The following is an 18,230-nucleotide window of genomic DNA, read 5'->3' as shown; positions in this document are numbered from 1 at the left end:
ACCAAGGTAACCGAGCCCCGAAAGTATGACGGCGGTTCCCTCTGCCGGGTGACGCGGCCCACCCGCCCGACGGCATAATCTGCGGGGAATGGACCACCCACCTGATGCGGCCCCTGAAGAGCGCGCCGCGGCCGCACCCGGCACGCGGCGCCCGCGGCGCATGTCCCCGGGGCTGCGCGCCCTGACCCGGTTGGACGTCACCACGGCCTCGATCGCCCGGCGCGAGGTCGTGTGGCTGTGGACGCTGGTCTCGATCATCTCCGTCGCGCTCGTCGCGATCGGGTGGCCGGTGACCGCGTCCGTGTACGGCACGCACCCGGCGGCGGCCATGGCGCTCACGCTGGTGCACTGCGCCGCCCCGATCCTGGCGGTGCGCTGGCCCTGGGCGGGGCTCGGGGCATCCGTAGTCGGAGCCCTGGGCCTGATGATCGTCACCGCCGGCGCCGCGGCAGCCTGGCCCTGGCCGTGGCCCGTCACCGTCCTGCTCGCGCACTGCCTCACGGTGTTCGTCCTCGCGCTGCGACACTCCTGGTACTGGGCGGCGTCCCTCTGGTCGGCAGGGGCGATGCTGACGGTCCTGGCCCCCGCGGTCATCACCCACGCCGCGAGCGAGACCGCCGTCGCCAACGGCGTCGTGCTGGTCTCCCTGAGCGGCGGCATCGCCCTGGTCGGGGTCCTCGTGCGGCTGTGGAACCTGAGCGTCGTCCGCATGGAGCAGGCCGAACGGCTCAGCGCCGCCGAGACGACCCGCCGCCGCGAGCTCGAGGAACGCAACAGGATCGCCCGCGAGCTGCACGACGTCGTCGCGCACAGCATGTCGGTCATCACCGTCCAGGCCTCGACCGCGCGCTACCGCCAGCCCGGGCTCGACGAGGCGATCCAGCAGGAGTTCGAGGAGATCGCCGCCTCCTCCCGCCGCGCGCTGGGGGAGATGCGCGGCCTGCTCGGCATCCTGCGCGGCCACGACACCGCACCCACCGCACCGCTGCCCGGCCTGCCCGACGTCGCCGACCTCGTCGAGTCCACCCGCGCCTCCGGCGCCGAGATCAGCTACACCGGCACCGACACCGACGTACCCGACGTCGTCGGGCTCACCGCATTCCGGCTCGTCCAGGAGGCACTGAGCAACGCCCTGCGGCACGCCCCGGGGTCCGCCGTCGCCGTCGTCGTGTCCGCCGCGAACGACGGACACGACCTCCGGGTCCACGTCACCAACACCGCCCCCGAACGCAGCGACGAGCCCACACCCGGCGCCCGGCTCGGCCTGGCCGGCATCCGCGAACGCGCCCACGCCCTCGGCGGGACCGTCTCCGCCGGCCCCACACCCGACGGCGGCTTCGAGCTCACCGCCACCCTCCCCGTCGCCCAGGACGACGACCCGCTACCCAGGTAGGGGGTGAGGTTGGCTCCCGCGGGGGACGCGCACAGGGCAAACCTGTTCCTAAGTTGACGCTCATGACGACGATCGACGCAGCGCCCCGCACGGCCACGGCCCGCCGACCGCACCCGGCGCGCAACAAACAGACCAACGACTACTTCGACCTGGCCGAACGCGCCACCGCCGCCGGCCTGATGGGACGTCGCGTCGGCTGGTACGCCGCCCGCACCGCCGCCCTCGCGGCCGGCCTGGCGCTCGCGTTCTGGCTGCTGCTCACCTTGGGCGACACGTGGTGGCAGCTCGCGGTGGCCGTCCTGTTCGGTGTCGTGTTCACCCAGGGCGCCTTCCTCGGTCATGACGCCGGGCACCTGCAGATCTTCCGCTCCGGGCGCCGCAACGAGTGGGCGGCGCGGATCATCGCCAACCTCGTCGTCGGGCTCAGCGCCGGCTGGTGGGCCCGCAAGCACAACAAGCACCACGCGAACCCGAACGTGATCGGCAAGGACGGCGACATCGAGACCGAAGTGATCGTGTTCGTGCCGGGCGAGGAGGTCGGGCGGACGGGGTTCATGCGCTGGGTCACCCGGCGCCAGGGCTGGCTGTTCTTCCCGATTCTCACGCTGTTCGGCCCGGTGCTGCACGCCAACGCCGTCCGGACCCTCGCCACGACGCCGGCCATCAAGCACCGCGGTGCGGAGGCCTGGCTCCTGGGCCTGCGCCTGGTCGGGTTCCCGACCATCGTCCTCCTCACCCTCGGCCCCGTCCTCGGCGCCGCCTTCATGGCGGTGCAGCTCGCGACGTTCGGCCTGTACATGGGCGCGACCTTCGCACCGAACCACAAGGGCATGCCGCTGCTCCCCAAGGACCTCAAGATCGACTTCCTGCGCCGCCAGGTGCTCACCTCCCGCAACATCCGCGGCGGCTGGTTCGTCGACATCGCCATGGGCGGGCTGAACTACCAGATCGAGCACCACGTCTTCCCGCGGATGGCGAGCGTCAACCTGCGGCACGCCCGCCCGATCGTGCAGGCGTTCTGCGCCGAGCGCGACATCCCGTACACCGAGACCGGGCTCTTCGAGTCGTACGGGATCATCACCGCCTACCTCAACCGCGTCGGGCTCGGCTACGCCGACCCGATGGACTGCCCGATCGCGGCGCAGTACCGATAGCCGGGCGGTGCCGCCATCCGGGCGGTGCCGGGCACGTGGGCAGTGCTGCTCAGGCGCGCGGCCGGACCACGTCCGCGAGGGGCAGCGGGGCCCGGCCGGTGAGCCGGAGCACCTCGTCGGAGACGGCGGCCCAGCGCCCCTCGCGCACGGACGCGAACATGCTGGAGTAGGCGTACGTCCACCAGGGGTCCTCGCCGGACCGGGCCAGCTCCTCGGCCAGGACCGACGGCGCCACATCGGCATACCTCACCGGGCTCCCCGCCAGCTCGCTGAGCACGCCCGCCATGTCGCGGAGGGTCAGCGCCGCCGATCCGGTCAGGTCATGATGGCGCCCGGACGGCGGCAGCAGGGCAAGGGCGGCCAGGCACCGTCCGACGTCGGCCCGTGAGACGAGCGAGACCCGGCCATCCCCGCCCGGCACGCGCAGCTCGCCCGACGCGAGCGCCGGCCGCAGGAACGCCGCGAAGAACTCCGTGAACAGCGAGGCGCGGGCGAACGAGAAGCCGCACCCGCTCCCCGCGAGCAGCTGTTCGGTGTACCCGTTGGTGAAGGCGTAGCAGAACGGCGACGCCAGGTCCGCGTCCACGCCGCTCAGGTACACGACGTGCCCCACCCCGCTCGCTGCGGCCGCCTCCACCACGTTCCGGTGGTGCACCAGCATCCGGGCCGCCTCACCGTCGCTGGAGACGAACACCAGGACGTCGACGCCGCGCAGCGCCAGCCGCAGGGAGGCGGCGTCGTCGTAGTCGGCGAACACCGGGACGACGACGCCTGCGCCGGACCCACCGGTGCCAGGCGCAGGCGGCATCGCAGCCGACACCGCGGCGGGCACCATGGCAGGCCGGCGGGCGAGCGCCAGCACCTCGTGCGGACCCCCGTCGCCGGCCGGTTCGCCCCCTCGGCCGCCCCCGGCCAGGCCAGGCGGCGCGGCATCGGCCAGCATCCCTACGACCTGGCTCCCGAGCGTGCCGGTCGCACCCGTGACGGCGATTCTCACGCCGGCCAGGCTACCCGCGCGCGGGCGCTCGGGACCAGGTCGGGGTCGGGTGCGGGTTCGGGGCCCGCAGCTCCGGCTCAGCTCGTGGTAGCGACGACGCCGTCGAGCAGGGCGAGCTCGTCCTCGCTCAGCCGCAGGGCACCCGCGGCGATGTTCTCCTCCAGGTGCGTCACGCTGCCGGTGCCCGGGATCGCCAGCACGTGCGGACCCCGGTGCAGGGTCCACGCCAGGCGGACCTGCGCGGGGGTGACGCCGTGGGCCTGCGCCACAGCGGCTACCTCCGCCTGCCCGGTCTCGTCCGGGCCGCCCGCCAGCGCGGCGCCCGGGACCGCGGCACCGACGGCGAAGAACGGCACGAACGCGACGCCGAGCTCGCCGCACAGGTCGACCAGGGCGTCGTCCTCCCGGCTGGTCAGGCCGTACTGGTTCTGCACACACACGACCGGCGCGATCGCCATCGCCTCGGTCAGCTGCTCCGGAAGGATGTTGGAGATGCCGAGGTGCCGGATCAGGCCGGCCTCGCGCAGCTCCGCGAGCGCCCCGAAGTGCTCGGCCACCGACTCGGGCTCGCGCCCCTGGCCGGCCATGCTCGTGCCCCAGCGCAGGTTGACGACGTCGAGGTGGTCCCGGCCGAGCTGGCGGATGTTCTCCTCCACCTGCCCGCGGAGCTCGCCGGGGCGGCCCATCGGCTCGAAGCCGCCGTCCCGGGAACGGGCCGGCCCGACCTTCGTCGTGATCACCAGGTCGTCCGGGTAGGGCTGGAGCGCGGTGCCGATCAGCTCGTTGGCCGAGCGCCGCGGCGCGAAGTAGAACGCCGCGGTGTCGATGTGGTTCACACCGAGCTCGACGGCCCGCCGCAGGACGGCGATCGCCGCGTCCCGGCTGCGCGGTGTCTTCTCCCAGGGCATGCCCACGAGGCGCATCGCACCGAAACCTGTGCGGTTGATCGTGAGGTCACCGAGCTGCCAGGTACCGGCTGCCGCCGCGTCCGGGGTGCCGGTGTTCGTGCCCATCGTGTTCGTGTCAGCTGTCATGCGACCAGCATCACGCGCTGCACTCCCGGTCCCGCGGCGATGGCAGCTTGTTGCCGACCCGGGCGCAGGGGGGTGGCGCGGGGGAGCGGCGCCGGGCAGTATCGGTCCCATGCAGACCGGCGAAGCCGTCACGATCGTCCACGGCGAACAAGAGCTCCTCGAAAGGACGATGCACCTGTTCACGGCCGCCACCGACGTCGCCTGCGCCGCCAACGACCTCGCCACCTGGGCGACCACACAGTCGACCGACGAGTTCGCCGAGCTGGTCCGGGAACGCCGCCCCGGCGACGTCCGGCTCCGCAAGCTCTACCGGTCCGTCCTGCTGCTCGACCCCGTGGCCGCCCGGAAGCTGGCGCGAGACCGCGACCGGCACGGCGCCCACATCCGCATCACCACCGACGAGATCAACGAGACGATCATCCTCGACCGCCGCCTGGTCATCCTCGCCGGAGACCTCAGCGCCGGCCGCCGCAGCTACAGCATCATCACCCAGCGCGAAGCGGTGCAGGGCGTCACCTCCCTGTTCGACGCCGCCTGGCGACCAGCCACCGAGCTCGACGTCTACGACACCCAGATCGCCGAGATCCGCCAGCTCGCACCCCAGGTGCTCGACCTGCTCAGCCAGGGAGTCAAGGACGAGGCCGCAGCCCGGACGCTGCGTCTCGGCGTGCGCACCTACCGCCGCCGCGTGGCCGAGCTGATGGACGCCCTCGGCGCCGAGTCACGGTTCCAGGCCGGCGTGCGCGCCAGGGAGCTCGGACTCGTCTGACCGCCCGTCCGGCACCGTGTCAGTGGCTGGTGCAAGACTCCTGCCGTGACCGAACGTGCGACCGTCCCGACCGAGACCGTACTGCGCCTCGCCGCGATCTTCGAGCGCCTCCCGGAGTGCAACGAGACCGACGCCTGGACAGGAGTCGCCTGGAAGACCCGCGACGCAACGGTCGCGCACGTGTTCGGCGGCGAGGACGGCCTGATCCGGGTCACCTTCCGCGCCGAACCCGACGAGGTCGAGGCGTTCCAGCACCTCGGCGCGCACTACTTCAAGGCGAGCTGGGGCACCAATGTCGTCGGGATGGTCCTGGACGAACGCACCGACTGGGACGAGCTGACCGAGCTGCTCACCGACTCGTACTGCATCCAGGCCCCGCAGCGACTCGCGGAGCAGGTCAGCCGGCCGGCCGTCCCGGGCGCCGACTGAGTAGCCTCGTGGCATGACGCAACGTGCGACGGCCGAGGCCTGGGTCCGCGGCTACGAACGACTCTGGCGCACGCCCGGAACAGACGGCCTCGCCGAGCTCTTCACCGCCGACGCCACCTACCGGACATCACCCTGGGCCGCACCCATCGTGGGACTCCCGGCGCTCGCGGAGTTCTGGGATGCCGGGCGCGACGGGCCGGACGAGTCGTTCACGATGGGCTCCGAGGTGATCGCTGTCGACGGTCCGACGGCGGTGGTCCGCGTGAGCGTCGAGTACCACGCGTCGGGGGATCGCTGGCGCGACCTGTGGGTCCTGGAGCTCGACGACGACGGCCGCTGCACGGCCTTCGAGGAATGGCCGTTCGCGCCGAGCCAGCGCGACGGGCAGGAGCCTGGCTGACACCCGATCCTGCTGGGTCAGTCTCGAAACGCTCAGTAGCCGCGATCCCGCGCGGGGTCATGAGACTGGATGACGATCGGGTCGCGGCGCACGACCTCAGCGGCGCACAGCAACGAACGGAAGGGACGAATGGCGTCATGCTGGCTGTTAGGGCCCTCTTCTCCCAACTGGCAGGGACGGGAGTAGCGGGGAGGCAAGCGCCTTGCGGCATGAGAGCGCTTGCCGCAACCTGAAGCCCGGCAGCATCATGAGCAGATGCAGAGCTTCGTCGGCATTGCCCAGCCAATCGTGTACGTTGACACGTCCGAGGTTCGAACTGGGCGGTTGGAGGAGCTCAAGGCCGCGATGGACGACCTGGCGGAGTTCGTGGAAGCCAACGAGCCACGGCTGCTCGCCTACAACGTGTACTTCAGCGACGACGGCGCCCGAATGACCGTCCTGCACATCAATCCCGACTCGGAAGCGCTCGAGTTCCACATGAAAGTGGCCGGGCCCAAGTTCCCGCCGATCGGTGAGTTCATCAACATGCTGGCGATCGACGTCTACGGCAATCCGGACGACGCGCTTGTCGACCGGCTGCGGCAAAAGGCCGAGCTGCTGGGCAGCGGTTCGGTTCGCGTGCACCAGCTGCACGCCGGGTTCGCTCGCCTACTTATGGGCTAACTGGCGCTCGACACGTCAAGACAGGGCGCGCGCAGTGCGGCATGTGATGACGTCGGCCCCTGGCTACGTACAGTTGGCCTGGCATCCAGCGAGGTCTTCGTGGGCGGCGATGCGCCGCTGGCGTGAACTGTCCGTAGCCCGGGGGCGGGCGCCCTGAACTCGACATGGTCGCGCGCTTCCGCACCAAGTGAGCGAATCTCGCAGCTATGGCAGCGGAGGTGGTCGCCGTGGACGGTCCGACGGCGGTCGTGCGGGTGAGCGTCGAGTACGGCGGGTCCGGCAGCCGCTGGCGCGGCCTGTGGGTCCTCACGTTCGACGAGGACGGACGCTGCGCGGCGTTCGAGGAGTGGCCGTTCGCGCCGGGGCAGTCTGACGGTCACTGACCTCGTCAACCGTGCAGAGTCTCAACCGTGCTGAATCTCAACCGTGCAGAGTCAGTCGCGCAGAACGGCGCGGGAACGGGGGAGCGGCAGGTCGCTCAGATCGTCGAGCGGGCGCGCCGGTAGTCGCGTGGAGAGACACCGGCGCGCTCCCGGAACCGCTTGGCGAAGTGGTACTCGTCGGCGAAACCCAGGCTGGCGGCGATCGCCGCGTGGGTCATGTCGGTCATGCGCAGCAGCGCCCCCGCCGCCTCGATGCGCCGGTCGAGGCGGAACGCGGCGGGCGAGGTGCCGACCGCCGCCCGGAACTGCTTGCGGAACGTCTCGTACGGCAGGCCCGCGGACGCAGCAACACCGCGGAGGTCGAGCTCAGCCCGGAGATCGCCGGCCAGCCGATTGCGCGCTTGTCGGATCCCACGCGTCACCGGCTCCGCGTCGTGCCGCTCACCTCGCACGTCGACCAGGAGCGCGGCGAGCTCCAGGAGCTCCCTTCGACGTGCCGTGGTGTCACTGGGTCGGACGCGGTCGGCGAGCTCGGCCACCCGGTCCCGCCACGCCTTCAGCGGGGCGACCCGACGGATCGGGTCGCGGACATCGAGCACGCCTTCGACGGCAAGGGCATCGAACAAGGGGCCGTCGAACACGAGAAAGATCTCGCTCCAGGTACCGCCAGGCGGGGGACCGTACCAGTGCGGGTGCCCGGGCGGCACGGTGATGACGTCACCGGGCTCGATCGGGCGGGAACCGATCTCGTCGTCGACATACGAGCCGGCACCGGCATGGATGAGGACGAGCGCGTAGCTCTCGAGGACCCGGCGCGGACGAGGGACGAATGCGGGACCGTTCTCGACGAATCCTGTCGTCCGCACCCGCCCGAGCCGCGTCCCGACCTCGTCCTGCGAGCTGATCCGCACCGCACTGCTGCTCATCTGACCATTTTAGACAAGAGCCTCCCATCACAGACCTGCTCACAGCGCCGGAGCGCGGCCTAGCGTCAGGTCCATGGAAACCATCACAGGCAAGGCGACAGGCAAGGCATCATCGATCGTCACCGAGGCCCACGCCCGGCAATACCGGGAGGAGGGCTGGTTCGTCCTCGAGCGAGCGCTCCCCGCGGACCAGCTCGAGCTGCTCCGCGGGCTTGCCCAGAGCGCCATGGACCGCGCGGACGCCGAGATGGACACCGCCGCCGTCGACAGGCTGGGGCTGAACCATCGCGGACGTCGCTACTTCGTCTCCGGGATGGCCGAGCAGGAGCCGTCGTTGCGCTCGTTCCTCTTCGGAGACCTGATGGCCGACATCTGTCGGGCCACGCTGGGGCCGGATGCGTTCCAGTTCGTCGAGCAGTTCGTGATCAAGGCCGCCGACAAGGACAGCGCGTTCTCCTGGCACCAAGACAGCGGCTTCGTCCACGAGGATCACGAGCCGTATCTCACCTGCTGGATCGCGCTCGACGACGTCACAGAGGCGAACGGCAGCGTGTACCTGCTTCCGTACTCCCGGGCGGGTGTCCGGTCGTACGTCAAGCACTTCCACGACGAGGCCACCAATGACAAGGTCGGCTACTTCGGGGATGACCCGGGCACGCCCGTGGTCGTTCCGGCGGGGAGCATCGCCTGCTTCTCCAGTGTCGTCTTCCATCGCAGCGGGCCCAACCTGACCCAGGATCTGCGTCGCGTGTATCTGGCGCAGTACTCGTCTGAGGTGATTCGGACCAAGGACGGCACCCAGGCCTGGGAGGGCTTCGAGGAGTTCCTCCGGGACGGGGAACGCGTCTGAGCCAGGACGGCTCCACGGGCACCACGATGTGCTTCCTCGCCGATCCTGCGCAGGTGCCAGATCACGCACGGGACGCGTACCGATAATGCACATTATGTCATTACGGCGGAGGGAACGGCCTGACCCCCCGTCCCGCCCGCCGTTCGCGCCGTGCCCGGTGAACGTCGCGCCCAGTGAACGTGTCGCACGCGTTGCGCCCGCTGCGCGTATTGCGCCTCGGCGTCCTCCTTCGCCGTGACGCGCGGCGCTCTGCGGAAGTTCCTGACTTCGGTCGGTTGCTGGTCGCGTTCCACGACTTCGGTCCGATGCTCTGAGATCGGTCGGTTGATTGACCGATCTCAGAGCATCGGACCGAAGTCACGAGCCACGCGACGCATCGGACCGAACTCGCGAGCTAGCGACGCATCCATGCGCCCACCCGAGCCACCCTTCACCCGAGCAATGGCCGCCCCTGCCCCGCAAGCTGCGCGACAACATACCTAAAGCATTGTGTATAGCGCAACACATCGGTCTACCACCATCAACAAAGACCAACACGGTAGACCCCGAAAGATCCTGCAGGCTCTCCCCGCGACCGAGGCATACGATCCTTCAGACCATGAATCTCGCCGGAGTCCTCGCCGCCTCCACGAGCACCGCTGTGCTCGTGGAGGGCGAGAGCGACCGGGTGGCGGTCGAGACGCTCGCCGCCCGGCTGGGCCTCCCCCTCGCCGACCTCGGCGTGCAGGTCGTGGCGATGGGCGGGATCACCAACATCGGCCACCACCTCGTCGCGCTGGGCGGCCAGGACGTCCGCGTCGGCGGCCTGTACGACGCCGCGGAGGAACGCTTCGTCGTCAAGGGCCTCGACCGGATAGGCCTGCGCCCGTTCACCGCGGCCACTCCCCTGACCGACCTCGGCTTCTTCCGCTGCGACCGGGACCTGGAGGACGAGCTGATCCGGGCGGTCGGGACCGACGGATTCCTCGCCCTCATCGCCGCCGAGGGAGAGCTGCGCAGCTTCTCGCGGCTGCAGGGCCAACCCGCCCAGCGCGAACGCACCACCACCCAGCAGCTGCACCGCTTCATCGGTTCCAAGGGCGGACGCAAGGAGCGCTACGGCCGTCGCCTGGCCGAGGTGCTGCCGCTGGACAGGGTGCCCGCCCCGCTCGACGCCGTCCTGCGCTGGGCCACGTGAGCCACGCGCGCATCATTGCCCGCAGAATCCCCGACGGCCGCGCTCGGCCTTGCATTCGGGCCGACGGCGGTCAGGCCAGCCGCGGGTCGAGCACCACCATCCCGGCGCGCGGCGCCGAGTCCATCGTCGGCACGAGCGCGGCGGCCTCGGCCATGCCGACCACCCGGTCGAGCAGGTCCTGGGGCCGCAGCGCCCCGGAGGCGACCAGCTCGAGCATCTCGGGGTAGTCGGCGGCGGCCATGCCGTGGCTGCCGAGCACGTCGAGCTCCCACGCGATCACCCGGCCCATGGGCACGCGCGGGCCGCCGTCGACGGGAGCGAAGAGCCCGACCTGCACGTGGCGCCCGCGTCGGCGCAGGCTGCCGATCGCGTCGGCGCACGTCTGCTCGCTGCCGACGGCGTCCACCGCGACGTGCGCCCCGCCGTCCGTCATCTGCTGCACGACGGCGGGGACGTCGAGGCCGTCGGCGAGCACGGTCCGCTCGGCGCCGGCGCGGCGGGCGGCCTCCAGCGCCGTCGGCGAGCGGTCGATCGCGACGACGTGCGCCCCGCGCGCGACGGCGATCATGACGGCGCTGAGCCCGACGCCGCCCGCGCCGACCACCGCCACCCACTCCCCTGCCCGGACCCCCGCGCGCCCGGCCACGGCCCGGTAGGCGGTCGCGAACCGGCAGCCGAGGCTCGCCGCCGTCTCGAACGAGACGCCGTCGGGGATGGCCACCACGTTGGCGTCGGCCGCGTGGAGTACAACGAGCTCCGCATAGGAGCCCCAGTGCGTGAAGCCCGGCTGGGTCTGGTCCGGGCAGACCTGCGCCTGGCCGCTGCGGCACCACTCGCACGTGCCGCAGCCGCTCACGAACGGCACGGTGACCCGGTCCCCCACCCGCCACTTCGTCACACCGGCGCCGACCTGGTCGATGGTGCCCGCGAGCTCGTGACCGGGGACGTGCGGCAGCGTGGTGATGTCGGCGTCGTGCCCGGACCAGGCGTGCCAGTCGCTCAGGCACAGGCCGGTGGCGTGCACCCGCACGACCACTCCGCCGTCGGGCGCCGCAGGGGCCGGCACCTCACGGACGTCGGTGGGGCCCTGGAACTGGTCGAAGACGATCGCGCGCACGAGCGGATTCAACCATGCCGACTCAACCATGCGACCCCGGCCACCGACGCCCTCACTCCCCCGACAGGATCCGCAGCACCGGCGTGAACGCCTCGACCAGCTCCTCGCCGACCACCACGTAGGAGATCCCGAGGCGCTCGCGGCGCTCCCGCAGCTGGTCCGCCATCTCCTGGGGCGAGCCCGTGACCACGGACACCGCCCCTGCGGCCGCGAGCGCCGTCGGGTCGATCTTGTCGGCGAGGTAGCGGGGTACGGCGTCGCCGATGGCCATGAGGTTGATGTTGAGCTCGGGCTGTGGACGGTGGTCGCGCTCTGGTGCGTTGTGCAGAGCATGGCGCAGCTGGTTGATGCGGCGGGCGGCCTCGGTGGCGTCGGCGTCGAGCGGGATGCCGAGGGCGACGGTGTCGGCGTGCTGTGCGGCGAGGGTGAGCATGCGGGGGCCACCGGCGCCGATCAGGAGCGGGACGTGGGGTATTTCGATGCTGTGGGGGGTGATGGATGCGTCGGTGGTGGTGTAGTGCTGGCCTGTGGTGGTGACGGTCTGTCCGTCCAGGAGGCGGCGGATGATGTCGAGGGACTCGGCGAGGCGGGTCACCCTGGTGCCGGGGGTGTCGAAGGGGTGTCCGAGCATGGCGTTGTCGGGTCCGGTTCCGGGGTGGCCGGCGCCGATGCCGAGCTCGAAGCGGCCGTCGGAGAGGTAGGCGAGGGTGAGTGCGTCCTTGGCGACCTGGACGGGGTGACGGAAGTCGTTGGCCATGACGTAGGTGCCGAGGTGCAGGCGGTTGGTGGCGGTGGCGGCTGCGGCGAGCATGGGGACGACGGCGAGGCCGTGGGCGATGCTGTCGGGCATGACCAGGGTGTCGTAGCCGAGGCTCTCGAGGCGGCCTGCCGTGTCGAGCCAGGCGGTCCCGGTGGGTGCCTGTGCGGCGACGACGCCGAAGCGGAACGGCCTGGCGCCGGGGGTGGTTGCGGTGTCGGGTGTGGTGGTCACGGGTTCTCTCCGTCCTCGGTGGTCCTTCGGCTCAGGCAACTGTGCGCCGGCTCCGGGGACAAGCACATTCGTCGGTGCGCGAAGCCGCGTGTACGCAAACCTGCGTAGGCGGGTGTCGCTCCCGGACGGACATCGCTGCCCGCCGTCGGGCGCGACGGTGGGGGGCATGGACGACACAGGAGTGAACGAGCCCGACGACGGTGTCTCGTCGCAGGTCAACGGCCTATTCCGGCAAATCGGGAGTGTCAGTGGTCCCGCCTAGGGTGACGGTCATGGTCGCTCCCCCGCGCCTCGAGCGCATCACCGTCGCCGAAGCCACCCGCCGTTACCTCGCGGCGGTCGAGGTCGAGACGATCCGTGGTGTCCTGTCACCCGCCACGGCACGCAGCTACACGCGCGACGTCACGGAGTTCGGCCGGCTCACGGGCCGCGACCGGATCCTGGACGACGTCACCGGCGCGGACGTCGACACCGTCCTGGTGCGCTACCAGTCGGCGCCCGACGCCCGGTACACCGACCCGGGACGCAAGCCCGGCCCCGGGCGCAGCACCGCAACGGTCAACCGGTTCCGGCAGTCAGTCACCCGGTTCTTCGCCTACGCCGCCCGCGAGTGCTGGGTCCAGGCCGACCCCATGCAGTGGGCCGCCCCGCCTGCCAAGGTGCGCGGCACCCTCCGCACCGCCCGCACGGCCCTGTCGGCCGGGGCGGCGCGCAGCCTGCTGACGACGCCGCGGTCCGAGAACCCCTCTCGTCCTGATCAGGAGCTGGCCCTGCGCGACCGGCTGGTCGTCGCGCTGCTGCTGGTCCTGGGCCCGCGCGTCTCGGAGCTCGCCCGGACCGATGTCGACGACGTCGCCCGCGAACCCGGACGCGCCACCTGGCGCATCCGCGGCAAGGGCGGCAACACCCGCACCGTGACGCTCTCCCCGCCCCTGGCCCGCGCCCTGGACGACTACCTCACCCACCTGCGCCCCGCCCTGGCCGCCAAACGCCCCAAGGACGACGACGCCCAGCGTGCCCTCCTGCTGTCCTGGCGCGGCCGCCGCATCGACACCCAGGCGATCCGAGCCCTGCTCGCCCGCGCCGTCGCCCGCATGCCCGCGCCCTACCAGCGCGAGGCCACCCCGCACGCGCTGCGGCACACCACCGCGACCCTGCTGGTCGCCGACGGCTGGGACGTCAAGGTCGTCGCCGAGCTCCTCGGGCACGCCTCCATCGCCACCACCGGCGTCTACCTCGACCGCATCGAGGGCGAGCTCGCGGCCGCCATCCGCTCCCACCCGCTGGCGGCCGCGATCGAATGAGGCCGGCCCGCGCTACGACGGCATGCACGAACGCGGCGGGCCGCCTACCGTCGAGGGGGCACGATGAATATCCAGCTGCTCCCGCGCCCGTGTCGCCGAGCTCGGTGGGGCATGGGGGTCCCGTGGGTCGTACCGGTGGAGGTCGAACGGCAGATGCTGAAGCTCAAGACGGTAGTGACGGAGCAGGACCTGTGATCCGCCGGATACTGGTGGTCGACGACGACGAGGCGATCCGCGACGTCGTTCGGACCGGCCTGGAGGTGATCGCCGGCTGGGAGGTGCAGGTCGCCTCCAACGGAGCCCAGGCGGTCATCATGTGCAGCACGGATCCACCGGACGCGGTCCTGCTGGACGTCATGATGCCCACGATGGACGGGCCGACCACGTTCGCGAGGCTCCAGGAGGACCCGCGCACGCGCAGCGTCCCCGTGATCCTCCTGACCGCCAAGGTGCAGCCGGCGGAGCGGCGCCGGTATGAAGATCTCGCCGTCGCCGGCGTGCTTCCCAAGCCGTTCGACCCGCTCGGTCTGCCTGAGCAGGTCGCCGACCTCCTCGGATGGCGCCGGTGAACACCGGCTGAAAAACACCGGCTGAAACTGCGGGGCCCGCGATGGTGACCTACGCTCGGGCCTATGGGGTCGCCGGGCGCTGCTGCGGGATCGCGGATTGGTTTCCTGCGTTGGTGCTGGATTGCCGGCATCGCGGTCCTTCTGCTCGTCTTCGCGCTGTCCAGCCCTTTCGACCAGGCGACGCGCGAACAGATATCCATCTCGGCGATCGCCCTCGCGGGTGTCGTCACGGCGGCGAGCTGCGGGTGGCGCGCGGTGCAGTCGAAGGGTCGGCGCCGGCGGGCGTGGGCATTCCTCTCTCTGGGCGGGGCAGTCGGGCTGGCCGGCAACGTCTACGCAGGGCTTGTCGGCGACGCGGAGACCGGAGACGCCGCCTACATCGCCGCACTCGTGCTCGGCGTGGTCGGCCTCTCGCTCTTCCCGGCCGTCCGCCCACGCGGCCAGGAGCTGGTGCGCATGCTGCTGGACAGCGTCGTGGTCGGCGGCTCTGTCCTGTACATCGCGCTCTTCGCCGTCGCCCTGCAGGCCGACCTGGCGGCGCAGCCGGCGCTCACGGCCTACGCGCTGCCGGTGGTCGACGCCCTGCTCGCCACCCTCGCGGTCCTCGTCATGACGCGCTCGAGCGCCGCCGAGCGTGTGCCGCTCGTGCTCGTGGGCGGCGGGTTCGTGCTGTACGCCGTGTCCGACGTGGCCTTCGCGCTGCTGTCCGCGGGAGGTGGCTTCACGTTCGGCAGCCCTGTCGACGCGGGTTGGGCCGCCGGCTACCTCGCCATCGCGCTCGCCGCGCGCCACCCGGCGGCGTCCGGCAGCCTGGACGGCAGCCGGCCCGGGGAAGGGACGCCGTTGCTCGGCACGGTCGTGACGTTCGCCCTGTTCCTCGCGGCGGCGCTGGTGCGCGTCGTGCAGACGGGCCAGGGGCTCCCCTGGGTGGCGAGCGCGCTGTGGGTCGCCGTGCTCATCGCCGTCGTCGCCCGCCAGATCCTGGTCGTCGCGGACAACGAGTCGCTGCGCCACGGGCTCGAGCGGCGCGTGCGGGAGCGCACCACGCAGCTGCGCTCGCTCGCGAGCGAACGCGAGCGGACGCTGGAGTCCGTGGCCGACGGGATCTACGGGGTGGATCACGAGGGGCGGGTGACCTTCGTCAACGCGGCTGCGGCGCACACGCTCGGTGCATCCTCCGCAGACCTCGTGGGGCGCGACGCGCACGCCACGTTCCACGCGCCGGCCGAGGACGGCACCCCGCTCCCGGCCGAGCACTGCTACATCGCTGAGGCCCTGCACGACGGGATCACGGTCACGGCCGAACAGGACGTCTACGTGCGCCTCGACGGGAAGAACGTGCCCGTCGAGGTCACGGCGAGCCCGCTGCGCGACGACGGGGGGATCCGCGGTGCGGTCGTCGCCTTCCGCGACGTCACGGAGCGGCGCGAGATGGAGCGGATCAAGGACGAGTTCGTGTCCGTGGTCAGCCACGAGCTGCGGACCCCGCTGACGTCGATCCGCGGCGCGCTCGGGCTCATCGACAGCGATGCTCTCAACAACTCGCCCGAGCAGACGTCCCGCATGCTCCATATCGCACTCACGAGCGCTGAGCGGCTCGGCCGTCTCGTGAACGACATTCTCGACACCGAGCGCCTGAACGCGGGCACGACACGGCTCGAGCTGGAGGAGCACCGGGTCGATGCGCTCGTTGCCGTGGCGGTGGACCAGGTCTCGGTCCTGGCGGACAGGGCCGGAATCGTCCTGAGGACCACTGGCTCCGCGGAGGTCGTCCGTGCCGACGGCGAACGCATAGTGCAGACACTGACCAACCTGCTGGGCAACGCCGTGAGGTTCTCGCCGCGCGGCGGCACCGTTCGCGTGACAGCCACGCCTGTTGGCGACCTCGTCGAGCTGCGCGTCGACGACGACGGCCGCGGCATCCCGCCGGACAAGCTCGAGGCGATCTTCCGCCGGTTCGAACAGATCGACGCCTCCGACACGCGCGAGCGAGGCGGCTCAGGGCTCGGGCTGACCATCGCCCGAAGCATCGTCGAGCTGCACGGCGGGCGGTTGTGGGCGGTCAGCGAGGGTGAGGGCCGGGGATCGAGCTTCCGGTTCACCCTCCACCGCGCCACCCCACGCCTGACCACCACACCACAGCGGCCGCAGGGGGGCACGTCCGTCGCGACGCGGGTGGTCGTCGTGGACGACGACCCGTACGTCGTCGAGGTGCTTCGCACAGTGCTGGCTGAGCGAGGGTACGACGTCGTCGGCGTCACGGACGGACGGACGGCGCTCGAGGTCATCGAGGACGACCACCCCGCCGCGATCGTGCTCGACCTCGCGATGCCGGGCACCAGCGGGGCGGAGGTGCTGAGCCGGCTGCGGCAGTCCGCCGCGACCGCCGGGGTTCCGGTCGTCGTGGTGTCCGGGACGCGTTCGACCGATGCGCTGGAGTCCGCCGCGCTGGCCGACGACTGGCTCGTCAAACCCGTGGACCCCGCGCGCCTCGTCGAGACGGTCCGGGACGTCATCCGCCGGCTGCCGCACCACACCCGGGTCCTGGTGGTCGAGGACGACGACAACCTGCGGATGGTTGTGGCGACGGTCCTGCAGAACGGCGGGCTCGCCGTCACCCAGGCGCGCTCGGTGGACGAGGCGCGGGACGCTCTCGCCCACGGCGCCGAGCCCGACCTGGTAGTCCTCGACCTCATCCTCCCCGATGGCAGCGGGCAGGAGCTCGTGTCCGACCTGCGCCGCGACGGCCGCCTGCGGCGGGTCCCCCTCGTCGTCTATTCAGGCGCGGAGGTCGCTTCGGACGAGCGCGAGGACCTTCGTCTTGGCCGTACCGTGTTCCTCACCAAGGGCAGCGCAGCGCCGGACATCGTCCTGCAGTCCGTGCTCGACCTCTTGGACGCTGCGTCCGGTCACACCGGCGACGTCGACGAACCCGGAGAACTCCCATCCCCGAGGACCTGATGACCGATCCCCTGACGATTCGTGTGAGTGGCGGCACCGGCACGGGGCGGACCACGCTCGCCGCTTTCGATGCCGCCCTCGCGGCCGCTGGCGTGAACGACTACAACCTCGTCCGGCTGAGCTCCATCATCCCTCCCGGCAGCCAGGTCCTCGAGGTGGACGGTCCGGAACAGCTCCAGGGCGACCACGGTGACCTCCTGTACTGCGTGTACGCGCGGGCGCACGTGTCACTCCCGGGCCACGAGGCCTGGACGGGGATCGCCTGGTCGCGACGCGACGACGGCAGCGGCGCGGGCCTGTTCGTCGAGCACGACGGCCCCTCGCGCGAGCAGGTCGCCACGGACCTCACGCACAGCCTCGACGACCTCTCGGCCACACGCGGCGGCAGCTTCCACCCGGAGGGCCGGCAGATCGTCGGCATCACCTGCGTCACGCAGCCCGTGTGCGCCGTGGTCGTCGCGACGTACCGGCGCGTGGGCTGGGAGGAGCACGGCCATGGGCGCTGACATCACGTTCGAGGCGACGGTGACCGGACACGTCGCCGAGCGGTTCTGGAACCTGTACCTGGAGGCGTTCGAGCCGTTGCGCACCCGCGCCGCGGCCCGGCACGTCCTGCACCGCGAGGAGTTCGACGACGAGATGGGCGACCCTCGCGTGACGAAGCTCCTCGCCCGTGACGAGCAAGGCGAGGCGGTCGGGCTGACCACGCTCGCGACGGACCTCGCCGCCGTCCCCTGGGTGAGCCCGGAGTACTACGCCGCCCGCTATCCCGAGCACGCAGCGCGCGGGGCGGTCTGGTACATCGGGTTCACGCTCGCGCACCCGGGCCGGCGCCCCACGCGCACCTTCATGGACATGATCGACGCCCTGGTCGCCCACCTCGCACGGCACCGCGTCGTGTGCGCCTACGACGTCTCCCGGTTCAACGACGACTCCCTGCGGTTCGCCGACAACCTGCGCCGCCACCTCGAACGCACCCAGGACGTCACGGTCGAGACCGTGGACCAGCAGACGTACTACGCCACCACGTTCCGCTGACGTGCGCCCGCCTGTGCCCCGGCGGCCGTCACCGCTATTCCGGGTGCCCCGACGTGAGACCGGGTACCGTGAGTC

The 18,230-nt window shown here is 71.4% G+C and carries 19 protein-coding genes; 14 read left to right on the top strand and 5 right to left on the bottom strand.

Going from position 1 to position 18,230, the window contains the following annotated elements; translation table 11 throughout:
• Positions 1-88: 88 nt before the first annotated feature.
• Together ACFT2C_RS16210 and ACFT2C_RS16205 are read left to right on the top strand one after the other, a co-directional pair.
• On the top strand, positions 89-1,393 hold the full coding sequence (locus tag ACFT2C_RS16210) for a sensor histidine kinase (protein WP_377208091.1): 1,305 nt from the start codon (positions 89-91) through the stop codon (positions 1,391-1,393).
• A gap of 62 nt (positions 1,394-1,455) precedes the next feature.
• Positions 1,456-2,547 (top strand): acyl-CoA desaturase, encoded by a 1,092-nt coding sequence (locus tag ACFT2C_RS16205; protein ID WP_377208090.1) that lies wholly within the window; start codon positions 1,456-1,458, stop codon positions 2,545-2,547.
• Between the two features lie 49 nt (positions 2,548-2,596).
• On the opposite strand, the gene ACFT2C_RS16200 is transcribed toward ACFT2C_RS16205, so the two are convergent.
• Both ACFT2C_RS16200 and ACFT2C_RS16195 read right to left on the bottom strand, forming a co-directional pair.
• Complete coding sequence (locus ACFT2C_RS16200) at positions 2,597-3,544, bottom strand: NmrA family NAD(P)-binding protein (RefSeq protein WP_377208089.1); 948 nt, start codon at positions 3,542-3,544, stop codon at positions 2,597-2,599.
• A gap of 77 nt (positions 3,545-3,621) precedes the next feature.
• Positions 3,622-4,578: an oxidoreductase gene (locus ACFT2C_RS16195; protein ID WP_377208088.1), complete on the bottom strand. Its 957-nt coding sequence runs from the start codon at positions 4,576-4,578 to the stop codon at positions 3,622-3,624.
• A 109-nt stretch (positions 4,579-4,687) separates the two neighbouring features.
• Between ACFT2C_RS16195 and ACFT2C_RS16190 the strand changes: the two genes are divergently transcribed.
• The 5 genes from ACFT2C_RS16190 to ACFT2C_RS16170 all read left to right on the top strand — a co-directional run bounded on the left by ACFT2C_RS16190 (position 4,688) and on the right by ACFT2C_RS16170 (position 7,222).
• Entirely contained in the window at positions 4,688-5,347 is a 660-nt protein-coding gene (locus ACFT2C_RS16190; protein WP_377208087.1) for a DNA-binding response regulator, read from the top strand.
• A 45-nt stretch (positions 5,348-5,392) separates the two neighbouring features.
• Positions 5,393-5,776, top strand: coding sequence for an MmcQ/YjbR family DNA-binding protein (locus ACFT2C_RS16185; RefSeq protein WP_377208086.1), 384 nt, complete (start codon positions 5,393-5,395; stop codon positions 5,774-5,776).
• 13 nt (positions 5,777-5,789) lie between these two features.
• Positions 5,790-6,176, top strand: coding sequence for a nuclear transport factor 2 family protein (locus ACFT2C_RS16180; protein WP_377208085.1), 387 nt, complete (start codon positions 5,790-5,792; stop codon positions 6,174-6,176).
• A 255-nt stretch (positions 6,177-6,431) separates the two neighbouring features.
• A complete protein-coding gene (locus ACFT2C_RS16175) occupies positions 6,432-6,839 on the top strand; it encodes a hypothetical protein (protein WP_377208084.1) in 408 nt (135 codons plus the stop codon).
• Positions 6,840-7,045: 206 nt separating this feature from the next.
• On the top strand, positions 7,046-7,222 hold the full coding sequence (locus ACFT2C_RS16170; protein ID WP_377208083.1) for a hypothetical protein: 177 nt from the start codon (positions 7,046-7,048) through the stop codon (positions 7,220-7,222).
• Between the two features lie 95 nt (positions 7,223-7,317).
• On the opposite strand, the gene ACFT2C_RS16165 is transcribed toward ACFT2C_RS16170, so the two are convergent.
• Positions 7,318-8,148 carry an AraC family transcriptional regulator gene (locus tag ACFT2C_RS16165; protein ID WP_377208082.1) on the bottom strand — a complete coding sequence of 277 codons (831 nt, stop codon included), beginning with the start codon at positions 8,146-8,148 and terminating at the stop codon, positions 7,318-7,320.
• Positions 8,149-8,221: 73 nt separating this feature from the next.
• Between ACFT2C_RS16165 and ACFT2C_RS16160 the strand changes: the two genes are divergently transcribed.
• Both ACFT2C_RS16160 and ACFT2C_RS16155 read left to right on the top strand, forming a co-directional pair.
• The gene (locus ACFT2C_RS16160) at positions 8,222-8,998 is read left to right on the top strand and encodes a phytanoyl-CoA dioxygenase family protein (protein WP_377208081.1); all 777 of its coding nucleotides are present in this window, start codon (positions 8,222-8,224) and stop codon (positions 8,996-8,998) included.
• 598 nt (positions 8,999-9,596) lie between these two features.
• Complete coding sequence (locus ACFT2C_RS16155; RefSeq protein ID WP_377208080.1) at positions 9,597-10,175, top strand: TOPRIM nucleotidyl transferase/hydrolase domain-containing protein; 579 nt, start codon at positions 9,597-9,599, stop codon at positions 10,173-10,175.
• A 70-nt stretch (positions 10,176-10,245) separates the two neighbouring features.
• Here the strand turns inward: ACFT2C_RS16155 and ACFT2C_RS16150 are convergent, their stop codons facing one another.
• Together ACFT2C_RS16150 and ACFT2C_RS16145 are read right to left on the bottom strand one after the other, a co-directional pair.
• Positions 10,246-11,292, bottom strand: coding sequence for an alcohol dehydrogenase catalytic domain-containing protein (locus ACFT2C_RS16150; RefSeq protein ID WP_377208079.1), 1,047 nt, complete (start codon positions 11,290-11,292; stop codon positions 10,246-10,248).
• Between the two features lie 52 nt (positions 11,293-11,344).
• Positions 11,345-12,283, bottom strand: coding sequence for a TIGR03621 family F420-dependent LLM class oxidoreductase (locus tag ACFT2C_RS16145; RefSeq protein WP_377208078.1), 939 nt, complete (start codon positions 12,281-12,283; stop codon positions 11,345-11,347).
• Between the two features lie 272 nt (positions 12,284-12,555).
• On the opposite strand from ACFT2C_RS16145, the gene ACFT2C_RS16140 reads away from it, so the two are divergent.
• From ACFT2C_RS16140 to ACFT2C_RS16120, 5 genes are all read left to right on the top strand, one after another.
• Positions 12,556-13,587, top strand: coding sequence for a tyrosine-type recombinase/integrase (locus ACFT2C_RS16140; protein WP_377208077.1), 1,032 nt, complete (start codon positions 12,556-12,558; stop codon positions 13,585-13,587).
• Between the two features lie 191 nt (positions 13,588-13,778).
• Positions 13,779-14,156 carry a response regulator gene (locus ACFT2C_RS16135; RefSeq protein ID WP_377208076.1) on the top strand — a complete coding sequence of 126 codons (378 nt, stop codon included), beginning with the start codon at positions 13,779-13,781 and terminating at the stop codon, positions 14,154-14,156.
• 63 nt (positions 14,157-14,219) lie between these two features.
• Positions 14,220-17,117, top strand: coding sequence for a response regulator (locus ACFT2C_RS16130; RefSeq protein WP_377208075.1), 2,898 nt, complete (start codon positions 14,220-14,222; stop codon positions 17,115-17,117).
• Complete coding sequence (locus ACFT2C_RS16125) at positions 17,117-17,623, top strand: pyruvoyl-dependent arginine decarboxylase (RefSeq protein WP_377208074.1); 507 nt, start codon at positions 17,117-17,119, stop codon at positions 17,621-17,623. Before ACFT2C_RS16130 ends, ACFT2C_RS16125 begins: the two co-directional genes overlap by 1 nt.
• On the top strand, positions 17,613-18,155 hold the full coding sequence (locus ACFT2C_RS16120; protein ID WP_377208073.1) for a hypothetical protein: 543 nt from the start codon (positions 17,613-17,615) through the stop codon (positions 18,153-18,155). Before ACFT2C_RS16125 ends, ACFT2C_RS16120 begins: the two co-directional genes overlap by 11 nt.
• Positions 18,156-18,230: the final 75 nt, after the last annotated feature.

Origin of the sequence: Promicromonospora sp. NPDC057138 (genome assembly GCF_042670845.1) — a bacterium.
Lineage (GTDB): Bacteria > Actinomycetota > Actinomycetes > Actinomycetales > Cellulomonadaceae > Promicromonospora.
The sequence above is the reverse complement of the archived record's forward strand: the minus strand, read 5'-3'. Positions and strand labels throughout refer to the sequence as shown.